Origin of the sequence: Sphingobacterium sp. MYb388 (genome assembly GCF_037479535.1) — a bacterium.
GTDB classification, from domain to species: Bacteria; Bacteroidota; Bacteroidia; order Sphingobacteriales; family Sphingobacteriaceae; genus Sphingobacterium; species Sphingobacterium anhuiense.
Genome location: NZ_JBBGYV010000011.1, coordinates 57,698 through 77,530 on the forward strand (window position 1 = coordinate 57,698; position 19,833 = coordinate 77,530).

General features: G+C 39.9%; 12 protein-coding genes. 10 read left to right on the top strand and 2 right to left on the bottom strand.

Annotated elements, in window-relative coordinates; all coding sequences use genetic code 11:
* The first annotated feature begins 107 nt into the window (after positions 1–107).
* From WH188_RS23860 to WH188_RS23905, 10 genes are all read left to right on the top strand, one after another.
* Positions 108–3,278, top strand: a complete 3,171-nt coding sequence (locus tag WH188_RS23860) for a SusC/RagA family TonB-linked outer membrane protein (protein ID WP_339424716.1) — start codon at positions 108–110, stop codon at positions 3,276–3,278.
* A gap of 11 nt (positions 3,279–3,289) precedes the next feature.
* Complete coding sequence (locus tag WH188_RS23865) at positions 3,290–5,200, top strand: RagB/SusD family nutrient uptake outer membrane protein (RefSeq protein ID WP_031288013.1); 1,911 nt, start codon at positions 3,290–3,292, stop codon at positions 5,198–5,200.
* 36 nt (positions 5,201–5,236) lie between these two features.
* On the top strand, positions 5,237–8,104 hold the full coding sequence (locus WH188_RS23870) for a SusC/RagA family TonB-linked outer membrane protein (protein WP_339424717.1): 2,868 nt from the start codon (positions 5,237–5,239) through the stop codon (positions 8,102–8,104).
* Positions 8,105–8,127: 23 nt separating this feature from the next.
* Positions 8,128–9,897, top strand: coding sequence for a RagB/SusD family nutrient uptake outer membrane protein (locus WH188_RS23875; protein ID WP_339424718.1), 1,770 nt, complete (start codon positions 8,128–8,130; stop codon positions 9,895–9,897).
* Positions 9,898–9,918: 21 nt separating this feature from the next.
* Positions 9,919–10,953, top strand: a complete 1,035-nt coding sequence (locus WH188_RS23880; RefSeq protein ID WP_339424719.1) for a DUF5627 domain-containing protein — start codon at positions 9,919–9,921, stop codon at positions 10,951–10,953.
* A 4-nt stretch (positions 10,954–10,957) separates the two neighbouring features.
* On the top strand, positions 10,958–12,667 hold the full coding sequence (locus WH188_RS23885) for an endo-1,4-beta-xylanase (RefSeq protein WP_339424720.1): 1,710 nt from the start codon (positions 10,958–10,960) through the stop codon (positions 12,665–12,667).
* A gap of 103 nt (positions 12,668–12,770) precedes the next feature.
* Positions 12,771–14,051, top strand: coding sequence for a hypothetical protein (locus WH188_RS23890; protein WP_339424721.1), 1,281 nt, complete (start codon positions 12,771–12,773; stop codon positions 14,049–14,051).
* Positions 14,052–14,114: 63 nt separating this feature from the next.
* A complete protein-coding gene (locus tag WH188_RS23895; RefSeq protein ID WP_339424722.1) occupies positions 14,115–14,474 on the top strand; it encodes a hypothetical protein in 360 nt (119 codons plus the stop codon).
* Between the two features lie 103 nt (positions 14,475–14,577).
* Positions 14,578–14,865, top strand: coding sequence for a hypothetical protein (locus WH188_RS23900; protein WP_339424723.1), 288 nt, complete (start codon positions 14,578–14,580; stop codon positions 14,863–14,865).
* Positions 14,866–14,948: 83 nt separating this feature from the next.
* Positions 14,949–15,782 (top strand): sialate O-acetylesterase, encoded by an 834-nt coding sequence (locus WH188_RS23905; RefSeq protein WP_339424724.1) that lies wholly within the window; start codon positions 14,949–14,951, stop codon positions 15,780–15,782.
* 103 nt (positions 15,783–15,885) lie between these two features.
* On the opposite strand, the gene WH188_RS23910 is transcribed toward WH188_RS23905, so the two are convergent.
* Both WH188_RS23910 and WH188_RS23915 read right to left on the bottom strand, forming a co-directional pair.
* Complete coding sequence (locus tag WH188_RS23910) at positions 15,886–17,643, bottom strand: glycoside hydrolase family 43 protein (RefSeq protein WP_339424725.1); 1,758 nt, start codon at positions 17,641–17,643, stop codon at positions 15,886–15,888.
* A 137-nt stretch (positions 17,644–17,780) separates the two neighbouring features.
* A complete protein-coding gene (locus tag WH188_RS23915) occupies positions 17,781–19,820 on the bottom strand; it encodes an alpha-glucuronidase (protein WP_339424726.1) in 2,040 nt (679 codons plus the stop codon).
* Between the last annotated feature and the right edge of the window lie 13 nt (positions 19,821–19,833).

Consider the following 19,833-nt stretch of genomic DNA (forward strand, 5'->3'; position numbering starts at 1 on the left):
GTCCCTAAAACCTACTATGATAGATCACTATCACCTTTAATCAATGCGCTACAATGGAGCAAACCGATTTATGATTTCAAACCAATAACTAAACAGTAAAAATTATTATGATGATTAAATATACCATCACACTCATTTGGTATGAGAAAAAACTATGGGGTATTTTCCTGCTCTATACCTCAGCACTTCTGCTCTTATTGCTTGCAACAACATCGCCGCTATATGCACAAGACCTAAGACAAATCCGGGGTACAGTCGTTGACCAAAAGCAACAAGCAGTAGAAAATGCTTCCGTTAAAGTCAAAGAAGGAACAACAGGAATTTCAACAGATATAAATGGCTCTTTCACTATTCAGGTACCCAAAAACAGGAATACCCTGGTTATTACCAAAGTTGGATACCTAAAAACAGAAGTCCAAATTAATAATAAAAATGAATTACAGATCGTACTCAACAGTGCCAATATCGATATTGACGAAATTGTTGTGGTGGGTTACGGCACCCAGAAAAAAGAAACTGTCGTGGGAGCAGTGACACAAACCTCTGGGAAAGTCTTAGAAAGAGCTGGCGGTGTAGCCAGTGTTGGTGCGGCCTTGACCGGTAATGTCCCTGGGGTAGTCACGACAGCAAGTACCGGGATGCCGGGAGAAGAAGATCCACGGATTGTGATTCGCGGACGCAGCACTTGGAACAATACCGATCCATTAACCATGGTAGATGGAGTCGAACGTCCTTTGAGCAGTGTCGATATCAGTTCGATTGAAACCGTATCCGTATTAAAAGATGCAACCGCTACTGCCGTATACGGTGTACGTGGAGCCAACGGAGTCATTCTCATTACCACTAAAAGAGGTAAAGAAGGAAAAGCTTCCGTAAGAGGTACGGTGAATAATATCATAAAAACAGTGTCCCAATTGCCCGGGAAAATGGATTCATATGATGCCATGATGCTCCGCAATCGTGTCATCGAAAACGAATTGGCACTTTCTCCCAATAGTTGGGTTTCATACCAACCTCAAGATCTGATCAATAAATACCGCTTCCCGGCCAATCTGGAAGAAAGAGAGCGGTATGTTAACACCAATTGGGCAGAGGAACTATTCAAGAAACATGCTTTCTCACAAAATAGCAACCTCAATATTGCAGGAGGTACAAATTTTGTAAAATACTTTGCCAGTGCCGATTATTTATACGAAGGCGATATGTTTCGCGAAAATGATAACAATCGCGGTTACAAACCCGGTTATGGTTTTAACCGGTTAAACATGCGGTCTAACTTAGATTTTCAGCTCACGCCAACCACAAAATTTTCAGCAAATCTAGCAGGGTCGCATGGAAGAAGAAAAAGTCCTTGGGGTGGCGGAAATGATTACAGTTACTGGATCGCCGCCTATACCGTACCTCCTGACGTCATTTACCCAAGATACTCCGACGGCACATGGGGATTTTACAAACCTGATTCACAAGTCGGTATAAACTCAGCACAAGCACTCGCAACATCCGGAGTAGAACTGACAACTACGAGTAAAATAACGTCAGATTTTATATTAGAGCAAGATCTCAAAATGTTTGTCGATGGGTTGAAAGTGAGAGGAAGCATATCGCTCGATAATACATTTGTCGAGGCAGGAAGAGGAGTTAACGATCTGTATAATAATGTACAAAGTAAATGGATTGATCCAGAAACAGGACTAGCCGTTTACGGACAAAATATAGATGGCAGCCGTTTTGACTTTGTAGAAGGGATCAACTGGGCTCAACAATCGGGAGCAGTAAATAACGGAATGACCTATAGACGCCTGTTCTACCAGTTGCAATTGGATTATGCAACCCGAATAGCAAACGATCATAACATTACAGCGATGGGTCTATTCAACCGAAATCAATATGCTACAGGAAGTATGCAGCCGTTTTATCGTGAAGACTGGGTATTTCGCACCACCTACAATTACAAAGGAAAGTATATGCTTGATTACAGTGGAGCCTATACCGGATCTGAAAAATTTGCCCGCGGTTACCGATTTGGATTTTTTAATTCTGGAGGTATAGGCTGGTTATTGTCTGAAGAAAATTTCATGAAAAATATTTCCTTTATAGACATGCTGAAACTTCGTGCTTCCTATGGTGATATCGGAGATGACAATGTTAATGGGCGCTATCTGTACTTGACACAATGGTCATATGGCGGTCAGTCTCATATGGGGACTGTTGGAGAGGCTCCAGAGCGCAGTACTTATACTTGGTACAGAGAAAATGAACTGGGTAATCCGAATGTACGTTGGGAAAAAGTAAGAAAATTCAACTTTGGTACCGATTTCTCATTTTTTAAAGGAATTATTTCTGGTCAGGTGAATGTATTCAGCGACAAGCGCACCGATGTGTTGATCACTGGAAATAACCGTGCAATACCCGACTACTTCGGTGTCGCAGCACCAGCAGCCAACTTGGGCATCGTGACCAATAAGGGATATGAAGTAGAGTTAAAAGTCAATAAAGCGATTAATCAAAACTGGCGATTATGGGCTGATATGAACTTTACACATGCCAAAGATAAAGTGATAGAAGGAGACAGTCCCGAATTACTTCCTGATTATCAAAAGCTCAATGACAAGCAGATCAGTCAAACCTATACACATGTCGGTGGCGGATATTACAATACCTGGGATGAATTATATGCCAGTACCATACATGATAATAACGATGGGAATAAACTACCTGGTAACTATCACATACTGGATTACAATGGCGATGGATTGATCGATTCCAAAGATAATATACCCTATGCCTACCCCTCTACTCCGCAGAACACATACAACCTAACGGTCGGATTTGACTGGAAAAACTTCAGCATCATGACACAATGGTATGGTGTCAACAATGTCACCCGTCAGGTCGTATTGAATAGTTTTGAAAGACAGCGCAATTTAGCTTATCACGAAGGATCCTATTGGTCCAAGGAGCAAACAGACGCAGATGTACCTTTACCCCGTTGGCTTGCTACTCCGAGTAACTATACGCCCGGGAGCCGTTTTATGTACGATGGATCTTATATCCGATTAAAGACTGCCGAGATTGCGTACAACTTGAATGCTGAAAACAATTTTATACGTCGTATGGGATTTCAACATATTCGCATCTTTCTCAACGGTCATAACCTTTTATTCTGGTCCAAAATGCCCGATGATCGAGAATCCAATTATGCAGGTACAGGATGGGCTTCACAAGGCGCCTACCCTACCGTCAAACGTTTTAACCTAGGCGCGAACATTACTTTTTAATCGATATGATGATGAAAAAATATTTAAAAATTATTGTTTCTTTTGGTGTTATAGTTTCCTCTTCATACATGAGTTCTTGTAAAAAGTACCTCGACAAAGAAGAACAATCTATTATTTCAGAAAAAGAAGCGTTTAAAAACTTCAATAATTTCCAAGGCTATACTGAAGAGCTATACCATTGTATTGTTAATTTCAGCAATCTCTACTGGACCAATTCCTGGAACTGGGGCGAAGACGAGATTACCTCTACCGCTGGCGATTACCACTTTATCCATAAAATCGATAATGGCAATTTTTGGGCCTGGCAGGCACAGCACGATGGCTGGGGTGCAGGATGGATGGAACAAAATGATTTTACAACGGAATTTATAGGAGGAAACGATCGCAATATCAATAAAGACCTTTGGAATGCTGCTTGGTTCGGTCTTCGAAAAATTAGCATTGGTCTTGAAAATATGGATAAAATGACCGAAGCCACTCAGGAAGAACGGGATCTTATCAAAGGACAATTGCTTTTCTTTAGAGGTTGGTTTCACCATCGGTTGATGGAATATTTCGGCGGTATGCCCTATATTAATAAAGTATTGCCAAGTGATGAAAAACTAACACTTCCACGTCTCAATTACCATGAATGTGCAGATTTGGCCGCTGCAGATTTTCGTGAAGCTGCCAATCTTTTACCCATCAATTGGGATGATACCAATCCGGGAAAGCGGACACTGGGGAAAAACGCGCTGCGCATCAATAAAATAATGGCTTTGGGTTATCTAGGTAAAAATTACCTGTGGGCGGGTAGTCCATTGATGAATTTTACGGTGACCGGTAGCCGCACCTATCAAACCGATTACTGCAAAAAAGCAGCGGAAGCTTTTGGAGAATTGTTATCACTGACCGAAAGTGGACAGGCTCCATATAAATTGGTGGACTTTGAAAATTATCACCTTAATTTCTATACAATAAGTGAAAATTGGGCACTCCCAGGAAGTACTGAAGCTATCTTTAGAGGTCCTTACAATGCGGGCAACAACACCCATTATGGAACCAGTAAGCAGTATATGCCGAGCTTAATCACCGAAGGCGATGCTCTCAAATTTGTCCCTACAGCCAATTATGTCAATTACTATGGAATGGCAAACGGTCTACCGATTAAAGATTTCACACAAGCAGACGCAGAGTCCGGTTATGATCCAGCATACCCTTGGAAAGGACGTGACCCAAGATTTTACAATGATATCGTCTTTGATGGCGTTAAGGTCATAAAAGGAACCATACCTCCCAAGGATAGACCGGAAAATGAATACCGATACGCCCAACTCTATACCAATGGATCTTATCGTAATATTCAGAATGGTAGCCGTACGGGTTATACACTGCGCAAATTTATTCCTTTAACAACAAACGATTATGACAGAGCTTTTGACTACGGATCGAATATGCACATCTATGTTCCCTACATGCGTCTGGCAGATGTCTACCTCATGTATGCCGAAGCGGCATCGATGGGAAATAATTCTGCTAATGGAAAATCGGCAAATTATAATAAAACTGCGGTAGAAGCAGTCAATATCATTCGTAAACGTGCTGGAGTCGATGCTGTGAACACAAAATTCTTAGCTTCTTCCGATGCCTTTATGAGTGAATTACGCCGCGAAAGAGCAGTTGAACTTGCCTATGAAGGACATCGTTTCAATGATTTGAGAAGATGGTTATTACTTACGGAAAGCCCATACACCCTAAAAACTGCACTTGAATTTGATAGAACGGGGACTTTTAATACAGCTGACCCTACTCAAAACCGTGTGGTAAATATGAAAGAAAAAGTATTAATAGAACGAAAATTTACAAGCAAGCATTACTGGCTTCCCTTAAAAGTATCTGATGTCAGTATGTATCCTGAATTTTCACAAAATCCTGGATGGTAACTCAAATGAGCGATCAATTCATAAAATTATGAGACAATGAAATATAAAAAATTAAAAATAGCATTGTGCCTGAGTATGGTCGGTTTGGGTACGCTTGACGCATCGGCATCTCGCTTATTTCCATATAAAAACAATGCCCCAATATCACTAGCAAGATTCGGATTACAAGATACCCTGCAAACGGATACTACAGCGCTCATACAAGTGGCCTTTCGCAAAGTCAAAAAGCAAAATCTCATGGGCGAAGTCCAAGCGGTTAATCTTGCTCAATTAATGGAAAAAAATTATACAACCTATAGTCTCGAAAATCTCGATGCACTTGTTTCTGGCTATAATGGAAACATATGGGGATCTTCAGGTTATCTGCTGTTAGTGGATGGATTTCCTCGAGATGCCGAAAATGTTATGCCTACAGAAATTGATCAGATCTCCGTACTGAAAGATGCAAATGCGATTGCACTTTATGGTAGCCGTGCAGCAAAGGGAGTCATCTACATGACCACCAAACGTGGAAAAGCAGGTACTCAAAAAATAAACATTCGTACCAATGCAGGGATCAATACCCCCATCAGTTATCCTAAATATCTCGGTTCTGCTGAATATATGACCCTCTATAATGAGGCCAGACGCAACGACGGACTTCCTAATCTATACACACAGGAGAATATTTATAAGCATAGCACGGGAGAGAATCCTTATCGCTACCCGAATGTAGATTATTATTCTTCAGACTACATTAAAAAGAGTTACAATAGATACGATGCCACAGCAGAAGTCTCCGGAGGTAACGAACGGACACAATATTATACCAATTTTGGATTTTGGTCTGCGGGATCATTATTAAACTTTGGTGAGGCAGTAGACAACAACAGCTCCAATCGCTTTAATATGCGCGGCAATATTGATGTAAAGTTAAACAAAGTCATCTCATTAAATGTAGACGCAGCAGCGAGCTTCTATACTTCCAAGGGTGTCAATGCAGATTATTGGGCTGCTGCCGCAACAGGGAGACCACACCGCTTTTCTCCACTCGTACCGATCAGCATGATTGAAGAAAACGACGAAAACTCCTTAATTTTTGTCAACAACAGTAACTTTCTTGTAGATGACAAATACTTATTAGGCGGTAGTCAATTGGATCAGACAAACGCATTTGCCAATATCTATGCAGGCGGAAGTAATAGACACTTAAACCGACAATTTCAGTTTAATACGGGGTTGAATTTTAATCTAAATGATGTACTGGAAGGTTTAACATTTAATACGGCAATGGCTATTGATTATCAAAATCAGTATAATCAATCGTATAATAATAATTATGCCGTATACCAAGCCAACTGGAACAACTATAATGGTACCGATCTCATCAGTAGTCTTACCAAATATGGTGACGACCGTATTTCGGGAGTACAGAATATAGGCGGAAGTGCATACAGACAAACTTTAGGTTTTACAGCGCAATTAAACTATGCACGTACATTTAACGAGCAACATCATGTGTCTGCAATCGTATTGGCCAATGCATTTCAGATTGGACAGTCTGAGGCTTATCACAAGCAAAGCAATGCTAACCTAGGTTTGCAGCTCGGATACCATTTTGAAAATAAATACTATGTCGATTTCAGTGCTGCTTTGCCACATTCTGCTAAATTACCAGAAGCCAAACGTAAAGCCATTTCACCAACTTTATCGATGGCATGGCGCATAAGTGAAGAAGAATTCATGAAGGACAACACTGTTTTTAACAACTTAAAATTAAAGGCATCTGCTGGTATTATCAATACCGACCTCGATATAGAGGATTATTATTTATATAAAGGATATTACACCTATAATAATGCGGCATGGTACAGTTGGAGTGATGGCCAACTGGTACACACTTTTGATCGTTTCAGAGGTGAAAATATGGATATGCGCTATCCACAACGTAGGGAGATCACCTTTGGCATAGAAGCCGGCCTATACAATAACTTGGTGACATTTAATGCTTCTTATTTTTACAACCAGATGCATGGGATGCTGGTACAGCCAAATACACTGTATCCGATGTACTTTATGTCCTATTGGCCGACCTACTCAGAATTACCATTTATAAATTATAATGTAGATGAGCGTCAGGGGATAGATTTTGGATTAAATATCAATAAAACATTTAACAATAGTTTTCTTTCATTAGGAGTAACGGGTCTTTATTATGACACGAAAGCAGTAAAACGCGATGAATTGTTTGAAAGTGCATATCAAAACCGTGCTAATAAACCTTTAGATGCGATCTGGGGACTTCAAAATGACGGATTTTACCGAGACCAAACAGAAATAGACCAAGCACCTTTAACCGCTTTTGGAGAAGTTAAACCTGGAGATATTAAGTATAAGGATCAAAATGGCGACGGTATTATTGATACACGCGACGAAGTTTATTTAGGTAAAGCCGGTTGGGCAGGAGCTCCATTTTCACTGGGTTTTAATATCACTGCTAAATGGAAAAATGTAACATTATTTGCTGTTGCAACTGCAAGATACGGTCCATATGAAATGAAAAACAGCTCTTATTTCTGGATGAAGGGCGAAGATAAATACTCCATTATAGCACGTGGTCGTTGGACGGAAGAAAATAAAGAAACTGCCACATATCCACGATTGACAACTGGAAACAGCGACAATAATTTACGAAGTTCAGATTTTTGGATGTATAAAACCAATCGATTTGACCTCTCCAAAGTACAGATTTCCTATGATTTCCCAACAGGTGTTATCGGAAAGGGAATCGTTAAAGAACTCGGTATCTATACAAATGGTTATAATTTGATGACCATTGCCAAAGAAAAAGAAACGATGCAACTCAACGTAGGTGGTACACCGAGAACAAGATTTTTCAATTTCGGTGTAAAGGCCATATTCTAAATTACCAGTGAAAACTAATTGACATGAAAAAAATCATATTCATATTCAGCATTTCCTCCGCCCTCTCATTCACGTCATGTGAAGATATGTTTGAGCCTGCTATCGAAAATATTTTAGATATCGAGACAGCATACGACAGACCATTGTACGCACAAGGTTTATTACTAAATGGCTACAACAGAGTCCCAACAAACAGCTGGTCATTTAACGATGTGGCCACAGATGATGCAGTAACTAATGAAAGAATTAACGATTATCAAAAAATTTCTACAGGGCAATGGACTGCAATCAACAATCCGTTTGATCAATGGCGGAATAGCAAATCAGCAATACAGTATATCAACAACTTTTTAGCATTAACGGACAAAGTAAGTTGGGCCTCGACAGAACAGGTCACCACCATGTTCAGTGATCGGATGAAAGGTGAAGCATATGGTCTCCGTGCCTTATTTATGTTTCATCTGCTTCAATCCCACGCAGGAAAAACGAGTAGCGGTGAACTTATGGGTGTACCCATTATACTTGAACATGAGGTATTATCATCCGATTTCAATCATAAAAGAGCCTCTTTTGAAGCCTGTATGAAACAAATTTATGCAGATATTCAAAAAGCGGAGGACTTATTACCGCTAGATTATGAAGATATTTCATCGCAAAGTGAAGTTCCCGCTAAATATCAAGCATTAGCCATTAAAATGGACGATTATAATCGAGTTTTCGGCAAACATTTTCGTTTACGCATGAGTAAACGAATTATACAAGCTATCAAGGCCAAAGCTGCGCTTATGGCCGCAAGTCCAGCTTTTGCAAGTGGCAATACAACTACCTGGGCTGACGCCGCAAACTATGCAGGTCTTGTGATCCAGCAAAAAGGAGGTGTATCTGGCATAGACCCTCAAGGCGCATTATTTTATCAGCAAAATAGCGTGAATGCTATGAACGAAGGACGCAATACTTCGGAAATACTATGGCGTGTAGACCGTGGTGATCCTTCATCAAATTTAGAAGCCGATCAATTTCCACCAACTTTGTTTGGACGTGGGCGGATTAATCCCTCCCAAAATCTGGTCGATGCGTTTCCAATGGCCAACGGGTATCCAGTGTCCGATATCGCAAATAGTGGATTCAATGCTCAAGCCCCTTACGAAAATCGTGATCCTAGGCTTAAACAGTATATTTTAGTCAATGGCGGTACTGCCGGAGTTAATAATACGGCAATCAATACAACCGTAAACAGCCCAACCAATGATGGGTTAAATAAAGTAGAAACTTCCACCCGAACAGGATATTATTTACGCAAACTTTTACGTCAGGACGTCAATCTCAACCCCTCCTCTACATCGGGGCAATATCACATCACACCGCGCCTGCGTATGACGGAGATCTATCTCGCCTATGCCGAAGCGGCCAATGAAGCTTGGGGACCTACCGGTACTGGGACACAATCATTTTCGGCTTACGATATCATTAAAGCAATCCGGACACGTGCCGGTGTAGGGACAACCAATGGAGACCCTTACCTCAATCAGGTCAAAAACAATAAAGAACTGATGCGCGAACTCATCCGTAATGAAAGAAGGCTAGAATTATGTTTTGAAGGTTTTCGTTTTTGGGATATCAGAAGATGGAATAAAAATCTCACTGAAGCGGCACGCGGTGTCAGTATTCAAAATAATAGCTATACGATTTTCAATGTTGAAAACCGGGTGTATGAACCTTATATGCAATACGGTCCTATTCCCTACAGTGAAATCCTAAAATACAGTAACCTTGAACAAAACATGGGGTGGTAAAACATTTTTAAAAATAATCAGATGAAAAAATTACATATATTTTCCGTTATACTCATATTCCTATTTACCTCCTGTAAAAATCAGGACTGGGAATTTCCAGATTTTAAATATCAGACCGTATACTTCGCATATCAATATCCTGTAAGGACTATTACTATGGGTGAAGACCTATTTGATACAGCATTAGATAATGAAGGTAAAGTTAAAGTAATGGCTACAACAGGTGGTGTTTACGATAATAAAAAAGACATCAACATTGATTTTACGGTAGACAACGCGATGACAAGCAACATCATATTCAATTCAACAGGTGCAGCTGTCACTCCCTTGCCGAGTAATTATTATACACTAGCATCCAATAAAATAATGATACCAAAAGGCAGCTTGACAGGTGGCGTGGAAATACAGCTGACCGATGATTTCTTTGCTGACCCTAAAGCTATCACCACCCATTATGTACTTCCGATCCGTTTAGACCATGTCATGAATGCAGACTCTATCCTATCCGGAATTCCAAAAGCAGGAAGCTTACGCCGAAAAGCAGTAGCTGATGATTGGGACACTGCTCCTAAAGATTACATCTTCTACGCTATCAAATATATCAATACCTGGCAAGGCAATTACCTCCGTCGCGGCCGCGATGTCATCGTTGGTAAAAATGGAAATAATGCCCTCAGCCAAACTCAAAATAGAAGAAATGCATACGTCGAAAAAGATGAGGTAAAAAGCCTGACGACAGCGTCTTTGAAAAACACAATACTTCCATTAACATTTAAGGATGTTGACGGCACAAATATCAACTGTAATCTGATGCTATCTTTTGACAATAATAACAATTGTCTCATCAGCTCTGCTACTACTGGGGTCACAGCATCAGGAAAAGGCAGCTTTGTAAAAAAGGGTGATAAAAATAGTTGGGGAAATACCGATCGTGATGTCTTGTATCTCGATTATCAAATCGATATGCAAAAGATGAATGTGAGTACAAAAGATACCTTAGTCATGCGTGACCGAGGTGTTAAAATGGAAACTTTTACGGTCGCAATAAAACCATAAAAATATGAAAAGATTACATACAAAGATAGGTGTTGGCCTCATAGCTGGTCTCCTATTCTGTTCCTGCGCAAAACATGAAATACTCCAATATGGGACAGAAAAGCCTGAAAGTATTATTGTACAAGAAAATATTGATACCTATAGCCCATTGATCTCCTACATCGATAAAAATGCGCATCCAAATTTCAAATGGGGGGTAGCACTCAATATGGACGATTACCTCAATAAAGGTGTGATGTACCGTTTAGCAAATCGCAACTTTGAAGAAATGGTCATGGGATACGAAATGAAACATGCTTCTATTGTACAAGCCGATGGCACACTGAACTTAAGTAAACTGGAACGTGTGATCAAAGCTGCACAAGAAAATAACATGGCGCTTTTTGGGCATACACTTACTTGGCATTCAGGGCAGAATGCCGTTTACTTAAATAGTCTGATTGCACCAGTACTACTGCCCCCTGGCTCAGTACCAGTACCAGGAGGCATCAATGTCCCATCACTTTCGGGCTATGCACTAAAGATGACAAATCCATCAGTTGTAAACGCCTGGGAAGCACAGACAGCATATGATATTGCCGGTATTGAAACAAATACCGAATACATTTTAAAAATTGCAGCAAAAGGTAGTAAGGCAGGTAGTATTGGCATTGATCTCCAAGCTACATCCAATTATACAGGTGATAGCTTTGGATCTATTGCACTCACCACTGAATATAAAGAATACGAACTTAAATTAACGACCACTGCCGTTCGTAATCGATTTATCATCAATTTTGGACAATATGCCGGAACAATTTTTATAGACGATGTCTCCTTAAAAAAGGTGGGCACTAATGCAGATATCATCGCCGGTGGAAATTTTGAAAGTGGTATAAGTGGTTGGTTTGGATGGGGCAATAATTCAACCCGTTCGCAGTCCGTCGAAGGTGAAGGATATGGCGGACCTGGCGGAACAATTATTGAAAAAACACCTGAGGAGAAAAAAGCCATACTTACCGACGCCTTGGAAACTTTTATTTCAGGGATGATGTCTGTAACCAAAGATGATGTCAAAGCTTGGGACGTGGTCAATGAGCCCATGTCCGATTGGCCTGATCAGTACGCCCTGAAAACTGGAATTGGCAAAGCCGAGTTTGCAGAGGACGAATTTTATTGGCAAGACTATCTGGGTAAAGACTATGCGGTAAAAGCCATTCAACTTGCCCGAAAATATGGAAATCCCAATGATATCCTTTTTATAAACGATTATGGTCTTGAAGGTAGTGGTGATAAATGTAAAGGTTTAATTGCCTACGTCAATTATGTGGAAAGCAAAGGTGCCAAGGTAGATGGCATCGGTACGCAGATGCACATCAATAGCACTGCCAATAAAGATCAGATCGTCAATATGTACAAATTGCTCGCCGCAACGGGCAAAATGATCAAAGTATCTGAGCTTGATATCGGTCTTGGAGATAACATCAAAACGGCCAATGCGACCGCCGAAATGTATCAGCAACAAGCAGATATGTACAAATTTGTCATTGAAAAATTCTTTGAAATTATCCCAAAAGCGCAGCAATATGGAATCACCATTTGGAGTCCTTTGGACAGTCCTGATCGCGAAAATTCTTATTGGAGAAGAGGAGAACCGATTGGAATATGGACAGAATCCTTTGTTCGTAAACCCGCATATCAAGCGGTAGCAGAGGCTTTGCAAAAACAGAAGTAAGAGGATTAAATGATCTGGTAAATTGAGGGGAGGGTTAAAAAAAATAGAAGCCCTTCCCTCTTTTTATTCGATAGGGTTACAACACATCATTCAAACAATCAAGATGAAATTGATCATAAAAACAGCTGTCTATTTACTGCTCTTATTCTTGTACAGTTGTAGTCACCAATCTTCCCAAAAAGAGGGTAATGAAGTCGTATTACAGGTCGGTACATATACACTCAAGCAAGATGAATATTATTATCTAAAAGAAAAACTAAAACGTAATCATCTCGATTCCATCCAACTACTTGAAGAAATACGGGATCAAGCCTACCTATTAGCATTTGCAAAAGAGCATCGTTATGATACCATCAATGAGCTCCATAAGCGTCTGGATTATGCACTGAAATTTTATATTTCTCAAGTGGACGGATACCTTTGGAACAAAAAAGTAAAACCAAAATTACAAGTTTCAGATAGTTTATTTCAAGCAGCCTATAAAAAAAGTGCTTTTGTATATCAGATCGATCTGATCAAATTCTCCGATAAAGACACAAGCGCTTTACAAAAAAGCATGTTCAATCAAAATCAATTTAATAATTTAAAAAAGATAACGCCAAAGGAACAATTCCATCAGATCATATTAACCTATCCATTTCTTCCATATGGAGTGTTCACGACACAACTTGACCAAGCTAAAATTAACGATATCATAGGCCCTTTTGAAACAGATCAAGGCACATATGTGATGACGGTAAAAAATATAGTACCAGCTCCAGTCCAACCCTATAAAGATATTGAGCAAAAATTGCGTCAGGCTATAACGATAAGAATGACCAATAAATTTGTATTTGAAAGCGTAAAGCACATTCAGGCGGAAACAAAACCTAGATTCTATGATCAAGCGATTACAAATTTATGCCATCAATATGATCAAAGAGAAAAAAAATGGACCAATATGATCGACAGCATGCTTTTGATGGAATATACTTTTCATGGAAATACGAAGCAATTCAAAGGAAAAGATTTTAAAGAATTTATTCAATATCAGCCTATGTATTTTGGTTCCCTACAAAACACAGAAGATGTCAAGAAGATGATCAAAAACTATTTAATTAGCCTATTTCTATATGATGAAGCTCAAAAACTTTCCCCTGAAAACGATAGCGAATACCTATTATTCAAAGGTTGGCTAAAAAATCGTTTTTATGTGAATTATTTTAGAGAACACGTCATACTTCCTCTCATTCATCCTCAAGAAAAAAATGTTCAATCCAATTTCAAAATGCAGAACAATAGTCTACAGCAGCAATTTTTAATCAAAAAGGAGAAAGAAGAATATCGAAAACAAATAGACCGATTAAAAACCAATTATAAGTTAGTAGTGGATAAGATGACTTAAACTACTCCTATTCAAGACACCATATCAATTATTCATATTTAATCATTTTATAAACAAAAAATCATGAAAAAAATCATTTTAATTTTAAGCCTGCTATTAAGCAGCACAGCAGCTACTTATGCCTTTAATCAACAAAGTGTCACTGCTTACGCAAGTACTCCCAATCAGCATGCTCAAATGGGAGTCAACATCAATAGTTACTGCACTTATCTCCTTTTCAGCTGTGAATGGAGTAACGCAACTTCTGGAACTGCGACTGCCTTTGGTGATATTTTACTTGGAGAGTATGGTTGGTCGGCGGGATCGGGTCCAAGTAATTATTCGGTATGGGGATCTGGTAGATATTGGTCATCCTTAACCGTATATATTTATGCTGGAGGACCACTTGGGGCACAAGGAACGGCAACCGTAAGTTGGTTTTAATCATTTTGTAAACAAAAAAATCATGAAAAAAATCATTTTAATCTTATGCTTATTAGTCACCAGCGTGACCATGAGCTTTGCTTATACTAATAGTATAGGCATAATGGCATCCTCAGTTCCGGGTATGTACCCTGCCAATAACAGTCAGGTTGTCTGGATAAACAGCTATTGTGAAATCGCTTTTCGATGTACTTATACTGGCGCGGGTGAACCGTCATATATATCCACCTCTGGTTCGGCATATTTAAAATATGGAAGTACAACGATTCATAATTATATCTTTGGAGCTTCAACCGGAAATTATCAAACATTTTCCGGATATTGGTATGCTATGGAAGTTGGAATTTACTGCGCGTCCAATTCTATTGGATTATTGGAATTAATGTGGTAATCACCATAAAAACCATTGGATAATTGATGAGGTATAGAGAGGGGTAAATTTTCCCTCTCTATAAAATTCTAACATATAAAAACATGAAAATCAACACACTTAAATTTAAATTTCTTTTATTGTTTTTGTTTTTTTGCACGCTTGGTTATGCACAAGACAAAAACTTTCATATCTATTTGTGTTTTGGTCAATCCAATATGGAAGGTCATAGTAAATTTGAAGATCAAGACACCTTAGTCAATAACCGTTTCTATTCACTTCAAGCGGTTGACTGCCCGGATTTCAATCGTAAAAAAGGAGAATGGTATCTCGCCAAACCTCCTATCACCCGATGCAATACAGGTCTTACACCAGCAGATTATTTTGGTAAAACCTTAGCTGAAAATCTACCCGATAGCATCCGTATTGGAATCATAAATGTCTCCATTGGTGGTTGCCATATCCAATTATTTGATAGGGATAGCGTAACAAATTATGTAGAAAAAGCCCCTAACTGGATGAAGGGTATGTTAGCTGCGTACGACAATAATCCCTACGATAGATTAGTTGAAATGGGAAAGATCGCGCAGCAAACAGGTGTCATCAAAGGAATTTTACTCCATCAGGGCGAATCAAATACAGGTGACCAGAATTGGCCTAAGAAAGTAAGCCGAATATACCATAACCTATTGGAAGATCTAGCATTGCAGGAAGAGGAAACACCACTTCTAGCGGGAGAATTATTAGCGGCAGATCAAGGCGGCAGATGTGCAAGCATGAATACCATCATTCACACGTTACCCCAAACCCTCAAAAATGCGCATATTGTCTCTTCAAAAGATTGTGAAGGTGTGGCAGATGGCCTGCATTTTAGCGTTGCAGGCTATAGAAAGCTGGGGATTAATTATGCGCAGGTCATGCTGGGTTTAAAACCTTAATCAATAGGAATACAAAAGCTTTAAATTAAGCTAAAAAATATGCTTATCAGGGAAAATACATATTCGAATTTCCTTGATAAGCATATCAATAAAGACCGTCACGCTATTTTTCTACCGGTGTTGCATATGCAGATGTTGCATAAAGTCCAATCATCGCTCCTGTAAATCCGCCTGCAACATCCGTTGACAGAATATCGCCAGATACCGTTCCGCCCAGATGCTGAAAAGAACTTCCATCTAACGCATACGAAAATGTATAATCATCGCCTGTGGCGCTAACACGCAATTTCATTTTACCCGATCTAATGAGCTTCTGTTGCGCAATTACTTTTGTTATGCCATTTTCAGTCCGTTCGAGTTGGATGTAATATTCATTATTGGATTTTGTAACACCCAATACATAGTTGAATTTTTCACTTTGTAAACAGGTAATACCGGCAAAGTCCTTTTCAGAACCTGGAGTATAATCCATTTCTACCTCCGCTGCAAATGCGATGTGCTGCTGTCTGTAAAACAGTGCCGAAATTGGTTTTTTTTCCTGAACAGTAACAGCAAAAGGTTTGATTGCCAATCCCTTCTTTTCACCCACTAAGAACTTTTCACGAGGTCCCCGCAAAGCTATCCACCGCTCATCCAACGTTTTTTCATTTAATTTGTCGTTAAAGGTGAAATTTCCATTGGGGAAAAATCCGGATTTATCTTTACTGCTTTCAATCCCTTTTGGTGTATGCACCAATGCTTTAAGGGGCTCCATTCCACCTTTAAAAATCGGCCATTCACCAGACCAGTCAACGGGCAGCACAAATGTTTCCCGACCGGTGTTGACCCGATTCTTTTCATTTGGTCTAACCGCTAAGAATACACCGTACCATTCCCCATCAGCAGTTTGAACTAGATCTGCATGACCTGCCCAATCCACTTTATTGGGTCTATCTGCAGGGAGATGACGCTGTGAAAGAATCGGATTATTTTTCGCAGGAGTATAAGGCCCCATTGGATGACTGCTCGAAAAAATAACCTCACTGTGATTCCCTCCCGTTCCCCCTTCAGCGCACATCAAATAATATTGTCCATTTTTCTTGTAAATATGCGGTGCTTCAATCCAAATAGGTTGCTTGGCTAGATCTACTCCTCCATCAACGATGATCTTACTCGTGCCCGGGATCACCTGATCAGTCGCGACATCGTATTCCCAGATCTTGATCACCCGATGGCCTGTGTATAATTCTTTCCCCTTATCCGGAGCATCATTATGCACCACATATGCTTTGCCATTATCATCAAAAAATAAAGCCGGATCAATTCCATCAAACTGTAATTTAATCGGATCAGACCAATTGTTTGCTTTCGGATCTTTGGTTTTAACAACCATATTACCGATCCCCGAAGCAAACTGCGTTGTGATCATATAAAAGGTATCATTATTTGGATTATACATAATATCCGGCGCATATACCCCCTCACTGATACCTACAGTACCGACCTGCAACTGAGACTCACGGTTTAGTACATGGCCGATCTGCTTCCAGTTCACCATATCATGGGAATGAAAAATAGGAACTCCAGGAAACATCACAAATGAAGAAGCGACTAAATAATAATCATCTCCCTTTCTGGTGATACTGGGATCAGGATAGCATCCCTGTAAAATAGTACTGTAAAATTGACCCGGCACTATTGGATTTTCACTATAGAAAGCATCGTTGCCGGTGTATTTAAAATTACTGTACAAGGGCTGCCCTACCACTTTTCCGACCGGCTCTTTTCTCTCATCGGCGCGCATTGTCTGACAGGATGAGAGTCCAGTAAAAGCAAATAGGCAGGACAGTAATCCTAATTTTATATGTTTTTTCTGTTGCATGATTTGCATCTTATATTTGTTATTTATGTTTTCAATAATTTTTTAATTCATCATAAGATAAACAGGCTATCGTCCATTCAACATAGAAAACCCATCATTTTCCTTACTAACCACTTACCGCTGTGCGCAATAAGTCGTTAATTATGATGTTTCATATTCAGCTTGATCTTCTTCAAATCCTCCAATTCATGTACAGGTCTTTCGATATCATAAGGTATAGGTCTTTTGGAATATGTTTGAAAATAAAGGAGACAGGCATCTTTCCACCATACCGCATCTTTAGCTTGAATCTTCAGTTTCGATTGCACTTCAGCAAAACGTTGCTGATCGACCTGGTTTTCCAATCTATCCCATACTTTTTGCATGTCGCGTACCTGCTTTACCCCGAGATCATATTGATAGCATAATTCATCCCACAAGGATAAGCCGCTTTTCATCGTATAATTCCACGGCACATGATGAAACCAAAGTAAATACTGATCTGGACATAGCAGGATATCACCATATATGTTCGCGACATGAGGACTGTATTGTGAGATTGCGTTGCTCCCTCTTGCTGTCCGATCAAACCCTACACCTATCGTATCTGCTTGATGATAATACCAGGGCATCCAATCGGGACGTCCACCTTTTTGATCGCCCCACGGTTCTGGCCCATAATGATGGTCGAAAGCAAAGATATGATGCAGCCCGAGTGGCATCATATAATTTACAGCAGCTTCCCGTGAAGTCATCATCATTTCTTTCACAGCAGCTATAAACTGCTTATCTTTCGAAAATGTCATCGCGATCCATTCTTCCGCAATTTGTTCAGACGCGAGCTGATGATTCCACGCCAGTCTTCCATAGGCATACCAATTCGCCTGTGCAAAGTGGTGACCTGTCCAATTGGTATCATCGCCAATATTCGCCACCGCTGCAATTGCTGTCTTTCGCGCAGACCGTAAGGTGCCATCCGTCAACCTGGCGACTGTACTTCCCTTTCCATCCGCATAAGTATCATGATCCAATGTCTCTTTAAATAGCGGCGCTAAATAAACCAAATGGTTCGAAAATCCCAGATACTCTTGCGTGATCTGAAATTCAACCATTTCATGACTTTTTTTAAGTGCACCAAAGAGTGGATTAAAGGGTTCACGAGGCTGAAAATCGATCGGTCCATTCTTGATTTGAATAATCACATTATCGCTAAACTGCCCATCGAGTGGCACAAATTCCTGATAGGCCTGCTTGGCACGATCCTCGGTCGAGGGATTGTAAACAAACGCCCGCCACATCACAAGACCCTGATAAGGTTTTAAAATATTAGCTAGCATATTTGCCCCATCGGCATGTGTTCTTCCATAGTCCTGAGGACCAGGCTGGCCCTCCGAATTGGCTTTCACTAAAAAACCACCAAAATCAGGAATTACGCTGTATATCTCTTTGACTTTATTCTTCCACCATAAAATTACCTGCGGATTTAAAGGGTCTGAATCTGACGTACCACCCAATATCTTGGGTGATGAAAAGTTAACAGATAAATAAACTTTGATGCCATATCGGCGAAAAACATCACTCAGACCTTTTAATTTCAGCAAGTATTCAGAACTCAAAATTTGAGGTGAAGCGTTCACGTTATTAATCACAGTAGCATTGATACCAATAGAGGCATTAGCACGTGCATACGCTTCATATCGCGGAGACAGCTGTCCGGGCAGATCATCCCATTGCCACAACGAATATCCTGCGTAACCACGTTCAACGGTGCGATCCAGATTGTCCCAATGATTGAGCATACGGATATCAAACGATGGTATTTCTTCCACATTCAAATTTAAAACCTGTTGATCCGTTTCCTGTAATTGCAATAGATGGTAAGCTGCATATAATAAACCGGCGGGCTCATGTGCGGTCACCTTGATCCGATCTCGATGACCTGTTATTTTAAAACCATCTTTTAAATACGGCAATTTTTTATCTAGTTCTAATCCAATGGACTGTCCCCTCCAAAAAGTAATTAATTCTTGTTGTGCACGTACCGCAATTGGGTTTTCAGCAGCAACCGTGATGGATCTACTTTGAGCTATTTCTTTAGAGACAGGAACATACCTGAGCCATAGCTTACTTCCGTCCTCCGCCTGAATACGAGAAAAAGGGAAAATAAAAAGCAAAAGAAAACAACTTATTTTCATCATGTGATTAAAGAAT

Excerpts from the sequence above, each read along its gene's own strand:
- WH188_RS23890 (WP_339424721.1), top strand. The coding sequence starts at position 12,771 with ATGAAATTGATCATAAAAACAGCTGTCTATTTACTGCTCTTATTCTTG.
- WH188_RS23905 (WP_339424724.1), top strand. The coding sequence starts at position 14,949 with ATGAAAATCAACACACTTAAATTTAAATTTCTTTTATTGTTTTTGTTT.
- WH188_RS23870 (WP_339424717.1), top strand. The coding sequence starts at position 5,237 with ATGAAATATAAAAAATTAAAAATAGCATTGTGCCTGAGTATGGTCGGT.
- WH188_RS23880 (WP_339424719.1), top strand. The coding sequence starts at position 9,919 with ATGAAAAAATTACATATATTTTCCGTTATACTCATATTCCTATTTACC.
- WH188_RS23865 (WP_031288013.1), top strand. The coding sequence starts at position 3,290 with ATGAAAAAATATTTAAAAATTATTGTTTCTTTTGGTGTTATAGTTTCC.
- WH188_RS23915 (WP_339424726.1), bottom strand. The coding sequence starts at position 19,820 with ATGATGAAAATAAGTTGTTTTCTTTTGCTTTTTATTTTCCCTTTTTCT.
- WH188_RS23860 (WP_339424716.1), top strand. The coding sequence starts at position 108 with ATGATGATTAAATATACCATCACACTCATTTGGTATGAGAAAAAACTA.
- WH188_RS23895 (WP_339424722.1), top strand. The coding sequence starts at position 14,115 with ATGAAAAAAATCATTTTAATTTTAAGCCTGCTATTAAGCAGCACAGCA.
- WH188_RS23900 (WP_339424723.1), top strand. The coding sequence starts at position 14,578 with ATGGCATCCTCAGTTCCGGGTATGTACCCTGCCAATAACAGTCAGGTT.
- WH188_RS23885 (WP_339424720.1), top strand. The coding sequence starts at position 10,958 with ATGAAAAGATTACATACAAAGATAGGTGTTGGCCTCATAGCTGGTCTC.
- WH188_RS23875 (WP_339424718.1), top strand. The coding sequence starts at position 8,128 with ATGAAAAAAATCATATTCATATTCAGCATTTCCTCCGCCCTCTCATTC.
- WH188_RS23910 (WP_339424725.1), bottom strand. The coding sequence starts at position 17,643 with ATGCAACAGAAAAAACATATAAAATTAGGATTACTGTCCTGCCTATTT.